Source organism: Methyloversatilis sp., from assembly GCF_965284615.1.
In the GTDB taxonomy this organism is placed as follows: domain Bacteria; phylum Pseudomonadota; class Gammaproteobacteria; order Burkholderiales; family Rhodocyclaceae; genus Methyloversatilis.
The window spans coordinates 100,640-118,720 of record NZ_OZ260098.1 but is presented as its reverse complement, the minus strand read 5'-3'; the positions used below and the strand labels follow the sequence as shown (position 1 = coordinate 118,720).

18 protein-coding genes and 2 pseudogenes are annotated in these 18,081 nt (G+C 66.8%); 13 read left to right on the top strand and 7 right to left on the bottom strand.

Going from position 1 to position 18,081, the window contains the following annotated elements:
* Window positions 1–550: 550 nt before the first annotated feature.
* The 13 genes and pseudogenes from ACQ66H_RS00570 to dbpA form a co-directional block, all read left to right on the top strand.
* Window positions 551–1,132, top strand: a pseudogene (locus tag ACQ66H_RS00570) (DUF4272 domain-containing protein); the annotation flags it as partial.
* A gap of 57 nt (window positions 1,133–1,189) precedes the next feature.
* A complete protein-coding gene (locus ACQ66H_RS00565) occupies window positions 1,190–1,687 on the top strand; it encodes a hypothetical protein (protein ID WP_019915980.1) in 498 nt (165 codons plus the stop codon).
* A 133-nt stretch (window positions 1,688–1,820) separates the two neighbouring features.
* A pseudogene (locus ACQ66H_RS00560) lies at window positions 1,821–2,288 on the top strand (transposase); the annotation flags it as partial.
* A gap of 829 nt (window positions 2,289–3,117) precedes the next feature.
* Window positions 3,118–3,651 carry a hypothetical protein gene (locus tag ACQ66H_RS00555; RefSeq protein ID WP_019915983.1) on the top strand — a complete coding sequence of 178 codons (534 nt, stop codon included), beginning with the start codon at window positions 3,118–3,120 and terminating at the stop codon, window positions 3,649–3,651.
* A gap of 459 nt (window positions 3,652–4,110) precedes the next feature.
* On the top strand, window positions 4,111–4,809 hold the full coding sequence (locus ACQ66H_RS00550) for a class I SAM-dependent methyltransferase (RefSeq protein WP_430432370.1): 699 nt from the start codon (window positions 4,111–4,113) through the stop codon (window positions 4,807–4,809).
* A 407-nt stretch (window positions 4,810–5,216) separates the two neighbouring features.
* Complete coding sequence (locus tag ACQ66H_RS00545; protein ID WP_430432369.1) at window positions 5,217–5,495, top strand: hypothetical protein; 279 nt, start codon at window positions 5,217–5,219, stop codon at window positions 5,493–5,495.
* A gap of 44 nt (window positions 5,496–5,539) precedes the next feature.
* Window positions 5,540–5,812: a hypothetical protein gene (locus ACQ66H_RS00540; RefSeq protein ID WP_430432368.1), complete on the top strand. Its 273-nt coding sequence runs from the start codon at window positions 5,540–5,542 to the stop codon at window positions 5,810–5,812.
* A 48-nt stretch (window positions 5,813–5,860) separates the two neighbouring features.
* On the top strand, window positions 5,861–6,355 hold the full coding sequence (locus tag ACQ66H_RS00535; protein WP_430432367.1) for a DM13 domain-containing protein: 495 nt from the start codon (window positions 5,861–5,863) through the stop codon (window positions 6,353–6,355).
* A 79-nt stretch (window positions 6,356–6,434) separates the two neighbouring features.
* Window positions 6,435–6,833: a cupin domain-containing protein gene (locus tag ACQ66H_RS00530; RefSeq protein ID WP_430432366.1), complete on the top strand. Its 399-nt coding sequence runs from the start codon at window positions 6,435–6,437 to the stop codon at window positions 6,831–6,833.
* Between the two features lie 86 nt (window positions 6,834–6,919).
* Window positions 6,920–7,288, top strand: a complete 369-nt coding sequence (locus tag ACQ66H_RS00525) for a cupin domain-containing protein (protein WP_430432365.1) — start codon at window positions 6,920–6,922, stop codon at window positions 7,286–7,288.
* Between the two features lie 5 nt (window positions 7,289–7,293).
* On the top strand, window positions 7,294–7,770 hold the full coding sequence (locus ACQ66H_RS00520) for a HugZ family protein (RefSeq protein WP_430432364.1): 477 nt from the start codon (window positions 7,294–7,296) through the stop codon (window positions 7,768–7,770).
* Window positions 7,771–7,870: 100 nt separating this feature from the next.
* The gene (gene sodC / locus ACQ66H_RS00515; protein WP_430432363.1) at window positions 7,871–8,383 is read left to right on the top strand and encodes a superoxide dismutase [Cu-Zn] SodC; all 513 of its coding nucleotides are present in this window, start codon (window positions 7,871–7,873) and stop codon (window positions 8,381–8,383) included.
* A gap of 98 nt (window positions 8,384–8,481) precedes the next feature.
* Window positions 8,482–9,888, top strand: coding sequence for an ATP-dependent RNA helicase DbpA (dbpA, locus tag ACQ66H_RS00510; RefSeq protein WP_430432362.1), 1,407 nt, complete (start codon window positions 8,482–8,484; stop codon window positions 9,886–9,888).
* 642 nt (window positions 9,889–10,530) lie between these two features.
* On the opposite strand, the gene ACQ66H_RS00505 is transcribed toward dbpA, so the two are convergent.
* The 7 genes from ACQ66H_RS00505 to ACQ66H_RS00475 form a co-directional block, all read right to left on the bottom strand.
* The gene (locus ACQ66H_RS00505; RefSeq protein ID WP_430432361.1) at window positions 10,531–12,657 is read right to left on the bottom strand and encodes a TonB-dependent receptor; all 2,127 of its coding nucleotides are present in this window, start codon (window positions 12,655–12,657) and stop codon (window positions 10,531–10,533) included.
* Window positions 12,658–12,806: 149 nt separating this feature from the next.
* Window positions 12,807–13,307, bottom strand: a complete 501-nt coding sequence (gene nikR, locus ACQ66H_RS00500; RefSeq protein WP_430432360.1) for a nickel-responsive transcriptional regulator NikR — start codon at window positions 13,305–13,307, stop codon at window positions 12,807–12,809.
* A gap of 12 nt (window positions 13,308–13,319) precedes the next feature.
* A complete protein-coding gene (locus tag ACQ66H_RS00495) occupies window positions 13,320–14,783 on the bottom strand; it encodes a nickel-dependent hydrogenase large subunit (protein WP_430432359.1) in 1,464 nt (487 codons plus the stop codon).
* A gap of 31 nt (window positions 14,784–14,814) precedes the next feature.
* Window positions 14,815–15,078: a hypothetical protein gene (locus ACQ66H_RS00490; RefSeq protein ID WP_430432358.1), complete on the bottom strand. Its 264-nt coding sequence runs from the start codon at window positions 15,076–15,078 to the stop codon at window positions 14,815–14,817.
* A complete protein-coding gene (locus tag ACQ66H_RS00485) occupies window positions 15,075–16,070 on the bottom strand; it encodes a HupU protein (RefSeq protein WP_430432357.1) in 996 nt (331 codons plus the stop codon). Before ACQ66H_RS00485 ends, ACQ66H_RS00490 begins: the two co-directional genes overlap by 4 nt.
* Entirely contained in the window at window positions 16,067–16,561 is a 495-nt protein-coding gene (locus tag ACQ66H_RS00480; protein WP_430432356.1) for a hydrogenase maturation protease, read from the bottom strand. The genes ACQ66H_RS00485 and ACQ66H_RS00480 overlap by 4 nt, the downstream gene beginning before the upstream one ends.
* Complete coding sequence (locus ACQ66H_RS00475) at window positions 16,558–18,078, bottom strand: Ni/Fe hydrogenase subunit alpha (RefSeq protein WP_430432355.1); 1,521 nt, start codon at window positions 18,076–18,078, stop codon at window positions 16,558–16,560. The genes ACQ66H_RS00480 and ACQ66H_RS00475 overlap by 4 nt, the downstream gene beginning before the upstream one ends.
* Window positions 18,079–18,081 lie beyond the last annotated feature (3 nt).

Genomic DNA, 18,081 nt, shown 5'->3' with positions numbered 1-18,081 from the left:
GGCCGCGGCAAATGCAGCTGGCCTGGTTAAGTTCAGATCAACTTAGAGGGGCAACGGCTTCGTCATGCACAACGTGCCTTCGCTGACGGTCTCGGTGTCGTCCAACACTGCGTTCGAGCGGACCGCCCAAAGCTGCGCTTTGGGTACCCTGCGCGGCTGCGCCGCTCCGGCGCCCGCACAACTACGACGTTAGAACGCTATGGCCCCTTTGTTCACAGCATTGGTAGTTGTCCCCGGTGCGGCGCTCGTGCTGACACTCGCCTTCTTAGTTGCTCGTTTCCTTCAGCCAACGTCCGTTTCCATTCGCATAGCTGTCGTGTTCGTTGCAGGCGCGGCCATTGGTGGCGTCGTCACGCTTGTTGGCCTCTCGTCTTTTGTGCCGGCAACGTTGGCGGCTCCTTGGCTGGTCATCACCTACTTGGCGTCTCTTGCTGTGGGCAGCCTTCTTGGTGGTGCATTGTTGCTTGTGTTCTGCATCAAACATCGCGTTCTAACCTTGCGCTCAAGCGGACCGCCGCAAGCGGCGTCCGCTTAGCTCAACGTTAGATATCAAATGGAAGAACCTTATTTCGACGAAGGACCGGAAGACGAAATCCGAGATGCCGGTGCCATTGCGCGACGGGCGCTGGCGCTGTTCGCCGTCATTTCAATTGCGTTCGGCGACGACAAGCAGAAGTTGATTGATTGGCTGCGAGCGGAGGACTTATGGGCCGAGCTTTCGCCGGAAGAACTGGACTTCATAACGTCAGAGACGCCTAGTGAACGGCAGGTTTTCAACGCTTCGTGGCGGAGTGAAGCACTTTTGCTTCTGCTGTGGTCGCTTGGCTTGGTGGAAGCCATTCCCGCCCCCTCTGAAACTTGCAACCCAGCGTTGTTCCGGGACCTCCTTCCACCGCGTACGTCGGTGTCGGTGAACGAATTTATTGCGTCCGCCCGAAGAAGATCGGATGAGGTCTTGGTGGAAATGGCAGACGAAATTCTGAACTTGCACTGGGAGGCGCGTGATGCGTCAATCAATGGCCGTGAATGTCCAGAGGTTCATATCGGCATCATCCAGGAGCGTCACCATGGAATAAATTGGGCCATCGGCTACGGGGGCTCTCCATGGGACGAGGTGGCGACTGATACCTAACCAGTCGCTGCAGCGGACGGCTACGCTGCCCGCTGAGCTTCAACGTTAGCTCCCCACATGCATCCTCTGATCGCCCTCCTTGACTGGCTACCCGATTGCGATTTCGGAGTCATGGATCATGGTTTCATCCCTCATGGCAGGGACTATTCCTTCTTGGTCGAGTCCTCGATAGGCAAAGATCCGGGGCGGCACCAAGTGCAGTTCACCCATGTAGTCGAGTTGAGTTACGCCACGGCCGTAGCCGACGACGTCTGGGCAAGATCATGGGGCGAGGCGTTTGTTGACTATCAGTCCTGGCTAGATGCCGGCGAGCCGGACGGTTATGTGTGGGGTACTTGTTGGTCACTGGCATGGCCAGGCATTCGGGCAATTGAGCCATCCGCCAAGGCCGCTGCCTGGGCTACTCGGCTAGGCTGCCCCATGTACGAGGCTGAGATCGAGACTGATCGCTTTCGCATCAATCTTGTCTTTCACAGCTTGCGATCGGCCAAAGTCAGTAGTGAGACCTCCACAGTTTCGAGCGTTGTCATCCCGCTCTCCTCGCAGGGGAGCTAACAATTCATTCAAGCCGACGCCGCTTCGCGGCGCGGCTTAATTCAGGTGTTGAGGCTGTAGAAAAACCCCTCCCCACCTTCGTTCGTTCACATGCCGTTGTTATGATTCCGCATCGCCTCTCCGGAGCCATGCGATGGCGCGATTCAAGACACCTGACTACGGCCTGAAGCTCATCCCGGTCGATTTCGCGCAGCAGGTGCTGCCCGGTACCTTCGAGTTCGCGCTCTGCCACCTGGTCAACCACGACCTCGATCTCACTGCACTGCGTGCCCGCTACGCCAACGACGCTGGCGGCGCTCCGGCCTTCGATCCGGCCGTGCTGCTCAAGATCGTGCTGCTCGGCTACTCGCGCGGGCTGATCAGCTCCCGCTCCATCGCCACCGCCTGCCGCACCAACGTGCTGTTCATGGCCGTCTCCGGCGACAGTGCGCCGCACTTCACCACCGTCGCGCACTTCATCAGCAGTCTCGGCAATGAGGCCCAAGCGCTCTTCACCGAGGTGCTGCTGGTGTGCGACCGCCAGGGACTGATCGAGCGCGAGCTCTTCGCCATCGACGGCGTGAAGCTGCCGTCGAACGCGTCGAAGGCCAAGAGCGGCACAACAAGCGGCTCACCCGCTTCACGCTGCGCGGGCGGGAGAAGGTGGATGGGCAATGGAAGCTGTACCGCCAGGTGCACAACATCGAAAAGCTCGGGCACCATGGATACGCGAATTAGGTAAGCTGGCGGGAGAGGCCGGCGCCATTTCGAGCGCGCCGGGCAGCGGCCGGCGCTGACGTCAGGGGACGATGATGAAGCGAAGATCGGAAGGCTGAAACGATGATGAACGACTTCGAGCCGGCATGCGCCGGAAGCAACCGCTCTCCCCGGAACGGGGTATTTCTACAGCGTCGTTAGGCCTTTACCCACCTCCTACCGACCTCACGCGGATAACGTCCGATGATTCTTCAGTTCCTGCCCCTGCTTCTTGCGCCTCTGCTCTATGCACTACTCACGAAGGCCGCGGCATTCTTGTTCCGTCGAACGCGTCTGAGTTGGCCTCATGCGTTGGTGTTTGGCCTCCTAGTGTTCTTGGTTAGCGGGGCTGGCGCGGTCCTCAATTTGTTGGCCGGGCATCCTTTTCCAGTACCTCTTACTCTCCTCCTCAGCCTTGCTGTTCCCCTGCTGCTTGGTGGCTGGTATCTGGGGCCTCGAGCGAAGTCTCCTGAGGGCGTCTCTTTGCAGTTCAAAGGCGGAGCGCTACTTGCGCTTGTCGTATACGGGCTCGTTCTCGCTCTTGGCGTCATCACGGCGGTTGCGCTACCTCTGCTTCAGCATGCCTCTAAGGCCTAACTCCTCCATCAGCAGGGACCGCCAAGAGCTCCGCTTTGGGTTCCCTGCGCCTTCGGCTGCGGCCGCCACTCACGTCAAACGCTAGGCGGCCGGAAGGCATGAGCACCCTCCGCTGGATCGACCCTCGCCTAGTCCCCGCGCTCGTAATCAGCACAACCGCTTTCTCGCTCGCCTACCTCGAGTGGTCGTTCGGTGTTGGCGCCGCAGCACTACTGGGTCTCACGCTAATCTCCTTTGCCGCTTTCGGTATTGGGGCACTTCTCTGGGGCTTCTTCGGCCGACGTCGCACCATGCTAATCGCTGGTGTGTATTCGCTCGCCTTGGTTGTATTCACCGCTCTGGTTGTGCGGGTAGAGGGCACCCATCGCAAAGCCGAGAGCTTCCGTCGCGGCGACGTGATTGTGACCGCTCTGTCTTCTTTTCGCGCCGAGCACAACCGCTACCCCGACTCTCTTCGCGAGCTAGTGCCGAAGTACCTCACGGAAATCCCACACAGCACCATGTCTGCTCTTTACGAGATCCCCTTTACCTACCGACTGAACGGCACGAAAGATTTCGGATTGGCGTTCCCTGCTCCGGCCTGGCTTATTTGCCAGCGCACCGAATCAACGCCGTGGGCATGCAACGATTAGCCGGCCGCCCGACAATGGACTCCAGGCGACGGTTCTTGTGATTCTGGCGGGCGGCCCAAGCCGGCGTCCGGCGCACGAACCCGCGAATGCAGCGGGCAGCGGTAGCAGTCGCTGCGCACTTCGCTCACGCGTGGGACAGCCCCTTGTAGCGTCATGCCCTTGTGCTGGTTTTTCGGGACATTGAGGGCGTAGGCCGTTGCAAGCTCCGCTGGCCTGGTTCAGTTCAGATAATGGGTGAGGGCAACGGCTTCGTCATGCGAAACCCGCCTTCGCGGGCTCGGTGAGCGCGGCACTGCGTTGTCACGCACCCGACATCTCCCGCGTGGACGATGAACTTCTCCAGGCCCAACCCATCTGCCAGACGGAGAACAACCTCGTGCCGGCGAAGGCCGGACGCAATCACTTGCCCCGCGACGGGGTGTTTCTGTAGCGTCATCAGACTTTATCGGGCCCCCGCGCATGAACCAGGACGAACTCAAAGCCGTGTTTGATCAGCAGGCTTCCGGCTATGAACATCAGCAAAGGAAACTTGCGCCTGTTCACGAGGGCCTTCATTTTCAGCTCGAATGGATATTTTCCGGGCTGCCTGACAGTGCCCGGATACTGTGTGTCGGATTGGGCGCGGGCGCGGAGCTTTCCTACCTGGCCGGGAAGTTTCCGCATTGGCGCTTCACGGCCGTGGAGCCTTCCGGAGCGATGCTCGATGTCTGTCGCCAGCGAGCGGAGAAGGAGTCGTTCGCCTCGCGCTGCACGTTTCACGAAGGCTATCTGGAATCCTTACCCGATATCGAACCTCATGATGCAGCCACTTGCTTCATGGTGTCGCAGTTCTTTCTTGATCAGGACGAACGCGCCAGCTTTTTCCGGTCCATAGCTGCGAGGTTGCGCCCGGGGGGTATTCTGGCCAGCGCGGATCTGTCGTTGACGGTGGGCTCACCCGAGTACGACACCTTGCTGAAAGCCTGGGTGAGCATGCTCCACGCAGCCAAGGTGCCCGCTGACGCAATCGAGAAGACGCACGCGGCATGGGCGAAGGACGTGGCCATTCTCCCGCCGGGCGAGGTCGAGGCCATTATCGGACGCGGTGGTTTCAGCACTCCTGTCCGGTTCTACCAGGCAGGTTTCGTCCATGCGTGGTGCGCAAGGCGCTCGACGTGAATTGCCGTGCGACTGCCTTTTCCGCCGCGGTGACCGCCGCCACTTCGCAGCGGCCGGGCCGCGGGTGAACGGCGGCGTCGAGGCGGCAGAAGTCCGCGCCCGGGCAAGGGCGCCAGCGTTACCTTCTTTCCTGCGGTAGTGCGCGATTGCAGCGGCGCGCCGCCGAGGACGCCAGTCGTCGAGCCGTCGGTATCGGGGGACGGTGTGAAGGGAGACACCGGATCAGCTGCGCGGTAAGGTTCACCGGCATGCAGTGCCGCAGACCAAGGCACCGGAGGGGAGGGAACACGGGCGCTCGCTGGCGCCGTCCGCGCTGTTCCTGACCCTGCGCGTTCATCGGTCGATGCACTGCCTTGCCCCTTCCTCTCAATCGTCAGGCACTTTCCGCCCATTACGCCCACTACGCCATGGCCAAGACCGCAGTCATTTCCGCAGTGGTCGCGACGGCAGTGACCGCCGCCGCGTTTCTGCTCAATCCGTCGCCCGAGCAGCACCGCGCCAAGATCAAGGAGGTCATCGCCGAACGCAGCCCGCTGGCCGGGGTGCTCGGCATCGGGGCGCTGACGGCCTTCACGTTGACGTATCATCCCTTGGGCATCGCGTCCTACACGACGGTGAATGAGCGCACGGTATCGGTGGGGGCACTGGGCATGGTGTTCGTGCTGGAGCCGACGAAGGACGAGTAGCGCAGCGTGCCCGCCACGCGACCCGTTCCCTGACGGAGGTCATCATGACGCCCGAAGTCCTCGTCGTCCTCACCCTTGCCGGCGCGTGCCTGATCCTGCTCTTCTGGCGCACCCTGCTCGAGCTGCTGATCGTCTGCGCAGCGTTCGGCGGCCTCGGACTGATCTGGTCGGCCGACATGCCGCCCGTCTGGCTGACGGGCCTACTCACCGTCGCACTGCTGGCGTTATCGGGCCTGATTGCCGAGAAGCTCGGCCTGCGGCTCGGCGAGCGCACGCAGACCGGCCGCGGCCGCACGCCATGCGGCTGCGGGCGCTGACGCCGGTGACGGCTCCGTGACGCCGCCGCCCTGATGACCGGACACGCCATGAAAAAATCGCTGCTCCTCGCCCTGACGCATGCCCTGACGCATGCCCTGACGCATGCCCTGTCGGCCGCCGTCGGCTTCGCGCTCGGCATCTACGCACTGCCGATCCTGATCGCGCCGCCTGCACCCTCTGGCGACGAGGTGGCCGCACAGGCGACGGCGGCACGCCATGAAGCTCACTTCCGCCGCGACCTGAAAGACAGCGATGCGCTGCACTGGGGCGAAGGCAAGGTGTCGATCGGCGCGGAAGCCATCGTGTTCGAGGGCGAGCTGGCGCCCGGCCCGGATTACAAGCTCTACCTGTCGCCGGAGTTCGTCGAGACCGAAGCGGATTTCCTGCGCCTCAAGGACCGCATGGTGAGGGTCGGCGACGTTCGCACCTTCCGCAACTTCGTCGTGCCAGTGCCCGCTTCGATCAACCCGTCCGACTATTCATCGGTGATCGTATGGTGCGAAACCTTCAACCAGTTCATCACCGCCGCGCGCTACCGCTAGCGACGCACCGTCAACCCTCGGCGCCGTACCGCGCCACTCGCCGCGTACTACCGGAAGCGGCACACGGAAGGAGCATGCCATGCACACCGCAGAGAACCTTCGCGTACACGCCGTCACACCGACGACGGAAGTGTCCACCGCGCAGCGCCTGCCCTACTTCGTCGGCATTTCCGGTCAGACCGTCGGCGCCAGTGGTCTTTCGATGCATCTGGTGGTGATTCCGCCCGGCGCACGCTCGGAGCCGCATCTGCATGTCGGCTACGAAACCGGCATCTACGTGCTGGAGGGCGAGGTACTGACGCGCTGGGGCGAGGCGCTGGAGAACGAGGTGATCAGCCGCGCCGGCGAGTTCCTGTTCGTGCCGCAGGGCGTGCCGCACGAGGCGGTGAACCTGAGCACGACGCAGCCGGCGCGCGCGGTGGTGGCGCGCAACGATCCGGCCGAGCAGGACAAGGTGCAGCCCTGGCGCCCGGCCTGATCGGGGGCGTGGCGGGCTTCACGGCAGCGCGGGTCGCCGAGGGGCACACTGGCGCCGCTTTCCCGCCCCACTTACGGAGAACCACCGTGGCCGTCTTTTCATTCGCTCGGAACCAGACCCACTCGATGCAGGGCAACCACATCGCCGGCGTCGCCACACCCGCGAGCGGCGCGCAGCAGATCGAAATGTGGCGCGGACGCATGGAAGCGGGTGCGGCCACACCGCCGCACCGCCACAGCGGCGAAGAGGTGGTGCTCATCCTCAGCGGCAGCGGGCGGGCGACGGTCGAGGGGCAGGAGGTTCGCTACACAACCGGCGACACGCTCATCCTGCCGGCGAATGCGGTGCACCAGATCTTCGCCGAAAGCGACAGCGAGTTCGTGTCGGCGATGCCGCTGGGCGACACGGTGGCGTTGCCCGACGGCACGGTGATGAACCTGCCCTGGCGCGCCTGAACACGATGACGCCCGAACAGGCCCAGGCACTGCGCGAGTTGCTGGCCCGCCAGCCGGTGGCGGCGCTGGCGACGCTGCACGACGGCGAGCCGGCCGTCTCGATGGTGCCCTGTGCGCTGTTGCCGGACGGGCGCTTCGTCATCCACGTCAGCGCGCTGGCGAGCCACACCGCCGATATGCGCGCCCACCCCGAAGTCGCGCTGCTGATCACCGCGCCGCTGGCGGCCGGCGAGTCGCCGCTGGCGCTGCCGCGGTTGAGCGTGCGCGGCCGGGCCGAGGTCTGCCCGGCCGGCGCGCCCGGCCACGACGACGCGCGTGCCGCCTATCTGGCGCGGCTGCCGGAGAGCGCGGAGCTGTTCTCCTTCGGCGACTTTTCGCTGTTCGTGATTTCAGTGCTGTCGGCGCGCTTCGTCGGCGGCTTTGCGCAGGCGCGCTCGCTCACCGCGGCAGGCTTTGCCGACATCGTCGCCGGCCGCGCCTGAAAGATTGTCGTCCGCCGTATGGCGCGATGACGATATGCTTGTCGCACGACGCGCGCGCGATGGCGTCGCATCCGAAAGACGAGCTCAAGGAGGATGTCAGATGAAAAAGATGATTCTTGCGTTGATGATGGCCGCGAGCGGCGCGGCCAGCGCCGACATCGTGGTGCCGGTCAGCGTGGTCGATGAAAAGGGCGTCGGCACGCCGGTCGGCAACGTGACGATTTCCGAGACTGGCTACGGCCTGGTGTTCACCCCGGCGCTGCAGGGCCTGCCGCCCGGCCTGCACGGTTTCCACGTGCACCAGAACCCGAGCTGCGAGCCGATGGACAAGGATGGCAAGAAGGTGCCGGCGCTGGCGGCCGGCGGCCATTACGATCCAGCGGGCAGCAACAAGCACGGCACGCCGTGGGGCGACGGCCATCTGGGCGATCTGCCGCCGCTCTATGTTGACGCGGCCGGCAACGCGACCAACCCGGTGCTCGCACCGCGTCTGAAAGCGGCCGACGTGGCCGGCCGGTCGCTGATGGTGCATGCCGGCGGTGACAACCACGCCGACCACCCGGCCCCGCTCGGTGGCGGCGGCGCCCGCGTGGCCTGCGGCGTGATTCGCTGAACCGCATTGCCGCTGATTGGGTCGCAGCCCGGCGGCATGAGGCAGGGCTGCGACAGTTGACCAGGGGCGCCGCGGCGCCGGATCGCGGATAATCCGGCATGACCTCTGCCGCTTCCCCCTCCCCCGATACCGCCTTCGACAGCCTGCCGCTGTCGCCCGACACCCTCGCCAACCTGCGCACGCTCGGTTTCGACGCGATGACGCCGGTGCAGGCCGCCGCGCTGCCGGTTGCGCTGGCCGGGCGCGATCTGATCGCGCAGGCCAAGACCGGCAGCGGCAAGACCGCCGCTTTCGCGCTGCCGCTGCTGGCCCGCTTGAACCCGCGCTGGTTCTCGCCGCAGGCGCTGGTGCTGTGCCCCACGCGCGAGTTGGCCGACCAGGTGGCGAAGGAAATCCGGCGGCTGGCGCGCGGTACCGACAACATCAAGGTGCTCACGCTGTGTGGCGGCAGCAAGATCGGCCCGCAGGTTGACAGCCTGTCGCACGGCGCGCACGTCATCGTCGGCACGCCGGGCCGCATCATCGACCACCTGGAGCGCGCCACGCTCGACCTGCGTGGCGTGAATACGCTGGTGCTCGACGAAGCCGACCGCATGCTCGACATGGGCTTCCTCGACGACATCACGCACGTCGCGCGGCAGTGCCCGCGCGAGCGGCAGACGCTGCTGTTCTCGGCCACCTTTCCGGAAGGCATCGAGCGGCTGGCGGCGCAGTTCCTGCGCACGCCCGAGCGCATCACGGTCGAGATGCAGCACGCCGAACACAAGATCCGCCAGCGCTTCTTCGAAGTCGACGAGGCGCAGCGACCGGAGGCCGTACTGCGCCTGCTGCGCCATTACCGGCCGGTCAGCACCATCGCCTTCTGCAACACCAAGCGGCGCTGCCGCGAGGTGGTGGCGGCGCTGCGCGAAGCCGGCATCGAGGCGATCGAACTGTCGGGCGACCTCGAACAGCGCGACCGCGACCGCGCACTGCTGCGCTTCGCCCAGCGCAGCGTGTCGGTGCTGGTGGCGACCGACGTCGCCGCACGCGGGCTGGACATCGACGCGCTGGACGCGGTGATCAGCGTCGAGGTCACGCCAGACCCCGAGGTGCACGTGCACCGCATTGGCCGCACCGGTCGCGGCGACGCCGAAGGTGCCGCATGGGCGCTGGCGGCCCCGTTCGAGAAGGTGCGCGCGCAGCGCATCGAGGAAGCGCAGGGTCGCCCGCTGGAGTGGGGCACGCTGGCCGAACTCGAAGCCAGCAGCGACGCACCGCTGGTACCGCCGATGGCCACGCTGCAGATACTGGGCGGCCGCAAGGAAAAGATGCGCCCCGGCGACGTGCTCGGCGCGCTCACCGCCTACGCCGGCTTCACCCGCGAGCAGATCGGCCGCATCGACGTGACCGACTACCTCACCTTCGTCGCCGTCGAGCGCAGCATCGCGAAGGAGGCGGTGCTGCGGCTGGATGGCGGCATGGTGAAGGGGCGGTATGTGAAGGTGAAGCTGGTCGAGGAGTAGGCGCGTACGGTACTGGCTGCATCGCGAGCAAGCTCGCTCCCACGGAACCCGGCTCCGGCGGCGAGCAGGGAGCGATCCTCCTGGGAGCGACCTTTGGTCGCGATGCGGTGCTGGCAGGCCGCCCGGCTTCGATTCAGGCCGCTGTCGGGGTCAGAAGACCCCTCCCACAGAACCCCGTCCAGGCTCAGCCCTCGGATCAGACTCAGCCCCTGTGGGAACGGCCTTGGCCGCGACAGGGCCGCCGCAGTCCGCCGGCTTCGATTCAGGCTGCTGTCGGGGTCAGAAGACCCCTCCCACAGAAGCCCCGCCGCCCGAGCCGCGGATCGGGCACACCTCTTCCTGCAGAACCCGGGCCCGGGCTCGGATCGTTGATCAAGCGCACCACCCCTGTGGGAGCGGTCTTCTGACCGCGACGCGGCCGTGGCAGGCCGCAGGCTTCGATTCAAGCCACCGTCGGGGTCAGAACACCCCTCCCACAGCCCCCCGCCCAGGCTTCGACGGCGGATCGGGCTCAGCCCCTGTGGGAGCGACCTTTGGTCGCGATGCGGCGTTGGCAGGCTGCCCGGCTTCGATTCAGGCCGCTGTCGGGGTCAGAAGACCCCTCCCACAGAAGCCCGCCCAAGCTCAGCCCGCGAATCGGGCTCAGAATCGAGCGTTCAGCGTCAGCCGCACGCTGCGCGGTTCGACCGGGTGGAAGTGACGGTCATCGACGCCGCCTGCCGCTTCGCCGTTGAGGCGCGAGGTGTAGAAGTACTCGATGTCGTTGTCGCCGCTGTCGAACAGGTTGAACACGTCCAGCATCAGCCGCAGGTCGCGGGTGAGGCGGTGGCCAATGCGCAGATAGGCCAGCGTGGTCGAGTCGGAACGCACCGAGTCGTCTTCGACCAGTGGGCGCGGGCCGACGTGCCGGATCTGCAGGTGACCGAACCAGCCGTTGGCCAGCGGGTTGTCTTCGGTCAGGCTCAGGCCGGCGGCGACGACGCGGTTGACCGCACCCGGCACATGGTTACCGGCCGGGTCGTCCTCGGTGAAGCGGGCGCGCGAGGCGGCGACATCGAGGTCCAGCAGCAGCCACGGCTGCACCGTCCAGCGGTTGTTCCACTCGATGCCGCTGCGCTTGCTGGCGCGGTTGGGTTCGGTTTCGCCGGCGTCGCCGACGAACAGCAGTTCCGAATCGAGCTTCAGCGTCCATACCGCGAGCGAACTCTGCAGGCCGGGAACCCACTCGGTACGCACGCCGACTTCACCGCCCTTGGTGCGCACCAGCGCATCGACCGGGTCGGCCGGCAGCCCGCCCTTGGCGGTGACGCGCGCCGTGGTGCCGCGGGCGTCATTGCTGTGGAAGCCGTAGCCGTAGTTCACGAAGTACTCGGTGCGCGCCCACGGCCCGAACACCAAGGACAGCTTGGGCGAGGCGATGTGGTCGGAGGCGTCGCCGCTGTTGGCGGCGATCGAGCTGGCGACGTCGAAGTCGTAGCGGTCGATGCGCAGACCGGCCAGGCTGCGCAACCAGGGCGTCCATTGCACGCTGTTCTCGCCGTAAAGGCCGAGGCTGGTCTGACGCACGCGGCTCTGCTGGATCACGCCCGTGGTGCTGCGCGCGACCGTCGAGTAGAGCCCGACCGGGCTCAGCCGGTCGTGCCGCAGCTGCACGCCCAGCGTGTTGGTCATCGGCCGGCCGGCGAACTGGCCGTCCCAGCTGCGGCTCATCGCCATGCCGAGCACGGTGCGCTGTTCCGACTGACGGAACTGGTCGCCGTCGGCCGGGTTTTCGAGGAAGTAGGTGAAGTTGGACCACAGGTCCAGCTCCGACTGAATGGCGTAGGCATTGAAGCGGAAGGCGCCGTCGTCCCAGGCACGCTGGTGGTTGACCGACAGGCTGTAGCGCTGCGTCTTGCCGCCATCGGTCGGGTCCACCGTGCCGTAGCGGCCGATCAGGCCGGACTGCACGGCGCGCAGCGGAATCTGGTCGGTCGAGTCCCAGCGCGCGGTATAGGCCATCGCGGTCAGCGCGGTGCGGTTGGCGCCCTCGCCCAGCGTGTAGCGCAGCACGCCGTTGATGCGGCGGAAGTCTTCCGGGTTGTCCCAGGGGCCGTCGCTGCGTGAGGTTTCGAGCGCGTACAGCAGCGTGCCGGCGCCGAGCGCGTGCGAATTCATCAGCAGGCCGCGTCGGTGGCCGTCCTGACCGAGGGTCACTTCGGCGCTGCCGTAGTCGAGGCGGTTGACCAGTCGCAGCCGCGCCGACCCGGCCGACGCGAAATCGCCCTCTTCGGCGTAGTTCGGGCCCTTGCGGTAGTCGATGCGGCCGACCAGTTCCGGGATGAGCCAGTTCAGGTCGGTGTAGCCGTGGCCGTGCGCGTGCGTCGGCATGTTGGCCGGCATGCCATCGATATAGGTGGCGAAGTCGGTGCCGTGGTCGAGGTTGAAGCCGCGCAGGAAGTACTGGTTCGCCTTGCCGCCGCCACTGTGCTGCGTGACGATGACGCCCGGCACGAATTCCAGCACCTCGGCCGGACGCAGCGTCGGCCGGTTCTCGATCAGCCGCGCGGTAACGCGGCCCTGGCTGGCGGCGTCGGACGTGCCGACCGCGTTGTCGTAGTGGCCCTCGATGGTCACCGCGTCGAGGTGGTGGGCCGACGGCGCCGCCTCGTGCGCCAGCGCGGTGCCCCATGCCCCGATGACGGGCACGCACAGCAGCGGCAGCAATCCCTGCACGGACGCCGATGGCGCCCGCAACACCTTCCCGGAGAAGTCTTTTTTGGCGTTCATCTTTTTGTATGAAGATTTGGGACAGTCTTCATACGCGAGAAGCGTGCCAGTCGCGGCACCACGCCGGGCAAGCGTTTCGGCGCGACGGCCGGTCGTGCGGTGGTCAGCGCGCTGCCATTCCGATCGATGCTGCGGCAGCGGCGCTGGCGTCAGGTGCTGGGCTTGATGTGCACGTGGCCATGTCCGCCACGCTCGTGCCGCCGCGTGTAGCGATGGCCGCCCGGCCCGGCGTGGTGATGGCCGGCGTCCAGTTCGACGCTGATCAGGTTGATCTGGCCGTGGTGCACGCCGCGCTCGGCGCACACGGCATCGGCGAACTGCCGCACCGCGGCGATCTCGCCTTTCAGGATGACGGTTTCGAGGCAGTAGTCGTGATCGAGGTGGGCGTGCATCGACGACACCGTCAGGTCGTGGTGCGCGTGCTGCAGGCTGATGATGCGCTCGGCCAGGTCGCGTTCGTGGTGGTTGAACACGTAGGACAGGCAGGCCACGCAGTACGTCGCGCTGCCCGTCTGCTGCGCCGTGCGGTCGAGTTCGGCACGGAACAGGTCACGTACCGCCTCCGAGCGGTTGCCGTAGCCGCGCTGCGCGATCCAGTCGTCGAACTGCGCGGCCAGCTGGTCGTCGAGGGAAATGGTGAAGCGCTGCATGGGGGCTCCGGGTCAGTGCACCGTGCACACCATGCACGGATCGAAGGATCGCACGATATGCTGAACGGCCACCGGCGTGGTTTCGCCGTCGCGCACCGGGGCGCCTTCGAGTGCCGATTCCAGCGCACCGGGGCGGCCGGCGGCGTCGCGCGGCGAGAAGTTCCAGGTGGTGGGCGCGACGATCTGGTAGTTGGCGATGCGGCCATCGCGCACCGAAATCCAGTGGCCCAGGCTGCCGCGAGCCGCTTCGCCAAGGCCGGCGCCGCTGCCTTCGTCCGGCAACCGGCCGGGCGTGCAGAAAGGTTCGCCCGGCCGCACCGCGCGCAGCCAGTCTTCCATCATGAGCACGACGCGCGCCAGTTCGAGCAGGCGGGCGACGACGCGCGTGTAGACCGTGCCGCCGTAACGGCCGACCAGATCGACGATGAGCGGATGGCCGCTCGCCAGCTGGCGCGCGATGGCACCGGTTTCGACCACTGCGCCGGCCAGCCGCGGCGCCTTGTTCCACGTGTAGGCGCCGGCCTTGTCCGGTTCCGGCAGCGTGACGCCGCTGCGCGGATGCTGCGGGCCGCCGGCATCGCTCAGCCAGGCGTGCGTGGCGTCTTCGCGGATGGCGGCCGGGTCGAGCGGCGACAGCACGCCGGCGTGCCAGACGCCGGCGCCCAGCGCAGTGCCGCCCTCAGGCTGCGGGTAAGCGCCGTAGCTGAGGAAGCGGCCGGGACCGGCGCCGAGCGTGGCCAGTTCCGCATCGCGCGCGACTGTCAGGAAAAAGCGCAGGTCGCCGTTCAGCGGGTCGGCGAGTGGTGCCGAGTGATGCCAGGCGTCGAGCGCGGCTTCCGAATCGAGCGCGGCCACCTGTTCCAGCGGCGCCGCATAGGTGTGGGTTTCGAGGAAGCGGCGGAATTCGCGCACGCGGGCCAGCAGGCGCACGCGTTCGGCGGCGTCGATGGCGCGCGTCGAGCCACCGGGGTCGATGCTCTGCGTGTGCGGCCACTTGCCGGCCAGCGTGCCGAGCAGCGTAAACCAGCGCTGGCGCGCGGCGATCGCGGCGCGCACCTGTTCGCCGGTCTGCGGCGTGAAGCGGCGCACCGCCTCGGCATGCCAGGGCCGGCTGGCATACACCGGCCGCACGAAATCCGGCATGAAGAACAGATAGAAGTGGGTCAGGTGATCGGCCAGATTTTCGGTGGCGAGAATCACGTTGGTCACGTGCTGGCCGTTGGCCGGCATCGTGATGCCGCCGAGATCGGCCAGCGCACGCGCGGCCGCCACCGACTGCGACACCGAACAGATGCCGCAGATGCGCGGCACATACACCAGCGCGTCATGCGGCTCGCGCCCGCGCAGGATCTGTTCGAAGCCGCGGTACATCGGCGCATTGACATGCGCCGACGCGACGCGGCCGTCGGCGACGTCCAGCGTCACTTCGAGATCGCCCTCGACGCGGTTGAAGGGGCCGACGAGGAGGCGGGTCATGCGGAGAGTTCCCTCTTGCTATCAGTAACCCTCAACGTCTTTCCTTTCCCTTCTTGTGCGTTACGCGGATCAACGTCATCGCCGCCCACGCGATCCCGATTGCCACCCCGGTCAACAGCGCAATCAACAATATCCAGTCAGACAGACCATAACCGTCCTGCCCCTCCGGGCCGAACAGGGTGGACATGATCCTGAACAGGAAACGCGCAATGATCTCGAACAGAAGGCCCACCGGCTCGCCGATGAGATCCGCCTTGGCCCGGAGCGGCGAGTCGGCGGTCAGAAACACCGTCACTTCAATCTTGTCCTTCGCGCCACCGGCGGCACCACCACGTGGTCGGACACCGCGTTCACCTTCACCCGCTTCGGCGTCGCCGACTTCGACAGTGACGCCAGCGCGACGAACCAGGCCTTGGGCATGTCAGTCGGCAGGCCGATCGGGATGCCGGCGAGCTTGGGCGTGGCGTGGAAGGGGTGGCCCGGTTCCTGGAAGCCGGGTTCGGTGCAGCTGATGCAGGCGTAGCCGCCGCGGGTGCAGGAGCCTTCGCCGTTCCACGGCCGGGTGTTGCAGTCGGCGTGCGCCTGCGTGCCCTTGCAGCCCATGTTTTCCATCATGCAGCCGAGGTCCGAGGGCTTTTCGGCGCTGGCCTTGAATTCGTAGTACTCGTTGCGCGTGCAGCCGTGGTGCACCAGCTGGTCGGCGTAGAAGCGCGGCCGGCCCAGCGTGTCGAGGTTGACTTCGGTGAAGCCGTCGGCGGCCAGCGCCATCAGCGTGTCGAGCACCCAGCTCGGGTGGGTCGGACAGCCGGCGATATTGATCACCGGCAGGCCGCCCGCGGCGCGGAAGTCGCCGCCGAGCAGGCCGCCGCGCACGTCGTCCTCGTACTGCAGGCCGCAGGCGTCGGTCGGGTTGTCGCCGCCGGCGGTGACGCCGCCCCAGGCGGCGCAGCTGCCGATGGCGATCACGTGGCGCGCCTTCGCCGCAAGTTTGCGCACCCATTCGATCATCGGCAGGCCGGTGCCGGCCATGATGTGGAACCGGCCCGTACCATTCGGCCCGCGCAGCAGCGAGCCTTCGACGCACAGCGCGTCCAGCGGCAGATCGCCGTCGAGGATGCGGCCGAGCAGCGCGGTCACCTCAGTGCCGCTGTCCAGCGACAGCGACGGATGCCACAGCAGATCGATGCCGGCGTCGCGCAGCTGACCGTGGAAATCGTCGGTGTCGGCGCACAGCAGCGACATGCTGCAGCCGCCGCAGCCGCCGGACTGCAACCAGAGCACGTTCATGCATTCACTCCTTCGGTGTGCGCGCCGCGAGCGACGGCGTCGTGCAGCCAGCCGCGCGCCCGGGCGAGCGCCTGTTCGAGATCGGCCACGGCCTGCGCATCCGGCTGCTCGCCCAGCTCCCAGCGACGACCGCGGATGGCCAGTACATCACAGCGCGGCGGTTCGCGCTGCTGCAGATCGACGAAAACCTGCAGCACGGCCTCGGGCGACAGCGCGTGGCTGGTAATCCGGCGCTCGCGCTGCGGCTGTACGCTGCGCACCACATACGCCGCATCCAGCCCGATCGACGCATCGACGAAGAGCACGCGTTCGCGTCCGACCAGGTCGAGTGCGTGCTCGATCTGCAGCTGGTAGTCGCTGAGGCAGTCCACCGTGCCGGCGGGCAGGGCACGTCCGGCATACGCCGCCAGCGCATCGACCAGCATCGGGCCCAGCGCGTCGTCGCCGCGGCTCGGGTTGCCCCAGCCCAGCACCAGCAGCGGCGCCGTCATTGCGCCGCCTCGGCGTCGTGCGCCGGGCCGTCGCGCAGCAGTTCGCCGGTCGAGCTGCGCAGTACGTGGTCGAGCACGCGGCCGTCGGCGGCACGCAGGCTCACCGCCAGCGGCATCTGGCCGAGCGCGTGCGTGGCGCAGGACAGGCAGGGGTCGTAGGCGCGCACCGCCACTTCGATGTGGTTGAGCAGACCTTCGGTAATCGTTTCGCCGTCGAGGTAGCGCAGCGCCACCGCGCGCACCGCCTCGTTCATCGCCTGGTTGTTGTGCGTGGTCAACACGATCAGATTGCAGCGCGTGACCAGATCGTCGTCGCCGACTTCGTATTCATGGATCAGCGTGCCGCGCGGCGCTTCGATGATGCCGATGCCGGAGCGCTGGCGCGGCCCCTCAGCCTGCAGCGGGCCGCCGGTGATCAGCGCGTCGTCGAGCAGCGCGGCGACCGTTTCGACGCCGTGCAGCAGTTCGATCATGCGCGCCCAGTGGATGGCCAGCACCGCGTGCACCGGCCGGCCGCCGTGCGCGGCGACGAAGGCCTGGCGCGCCTCTTCGGCGCGCGGGGTCGGGATGAAGTCGCAGTTCTGCACGCGCGCCAGGGGGCCGACGCGGTACCCGCCGTCGTTGACGCCGAGGTCGCGGCGGTAGGGAAACTTCATATAGGTCCAGGGCTTGACCGCTTCGGCTATCAGTTCGCGGTAGCGCTGGTCGTCGAAACCATCGACCGCGATGCGCCCGTCGGCCTCGCGCAGGCGCAGCACGCCGTCGTACAACTCCATCGCGCCGTCGTGGCCGACCAGCGACATCATGGCCGCCGGCGTGTCGGCGAAGTCGGCATAGCGCGCCGGCAGGCTTTCGTGCAGGCGGCGGGCCAGCGTCACTGCGTCCTGCGCCCAGGCCAGCACCTGCGGCAGTTCGGCGCGCAGCGCGTCGCGTTCGGCCGGATCGACCGCGCGGTTCATGCCGCCGGGTATCGAGCCGGTGCCGTGAATGCGCTTGCCCGAGGTGATGCGGATCACCTCCTGCCCGAACTTGCGCAGCATGACGCCCTGACGCGCAGCGTCCGGGAAGGCGGCGGCCACGCCGACGATGTTGCGGCGGTTGACCCCGGCGTCGAAGCCGAACAGCAGGTCGGGCGAAGCGAGGTGGAAGAAGTGCAGCGCGTGGCTCTGCACGATCTGGCCGTAGTGCATGAGCCGGCGGATGCGGTCGGCCGCCGGCGGCACCGGCCAGCCGCCGACCACGCGGTCGAACGCCTTCGACGCGGCCAGATGGTGCGACACCGGGCAGATGCCGCACAGCCGCTGCACCATGACCGGCACTTCCCAGTACGGCCGGCCTTCGATGAATTTCTCGAAGCCGCGGAATTCGACGATGTGCAGCCGCACCTGGCGCACGCGATTGTCGTCGTCGAGCAGCAGCGTCACCTTGCCGTGGCCCTCGACGCGCGACAGCGGGTCGATCGCGATGCGGCGCAATCCTTTGGGGTCGGCAGCGGTTTCGAGCGGGCGCGTATCCATGGC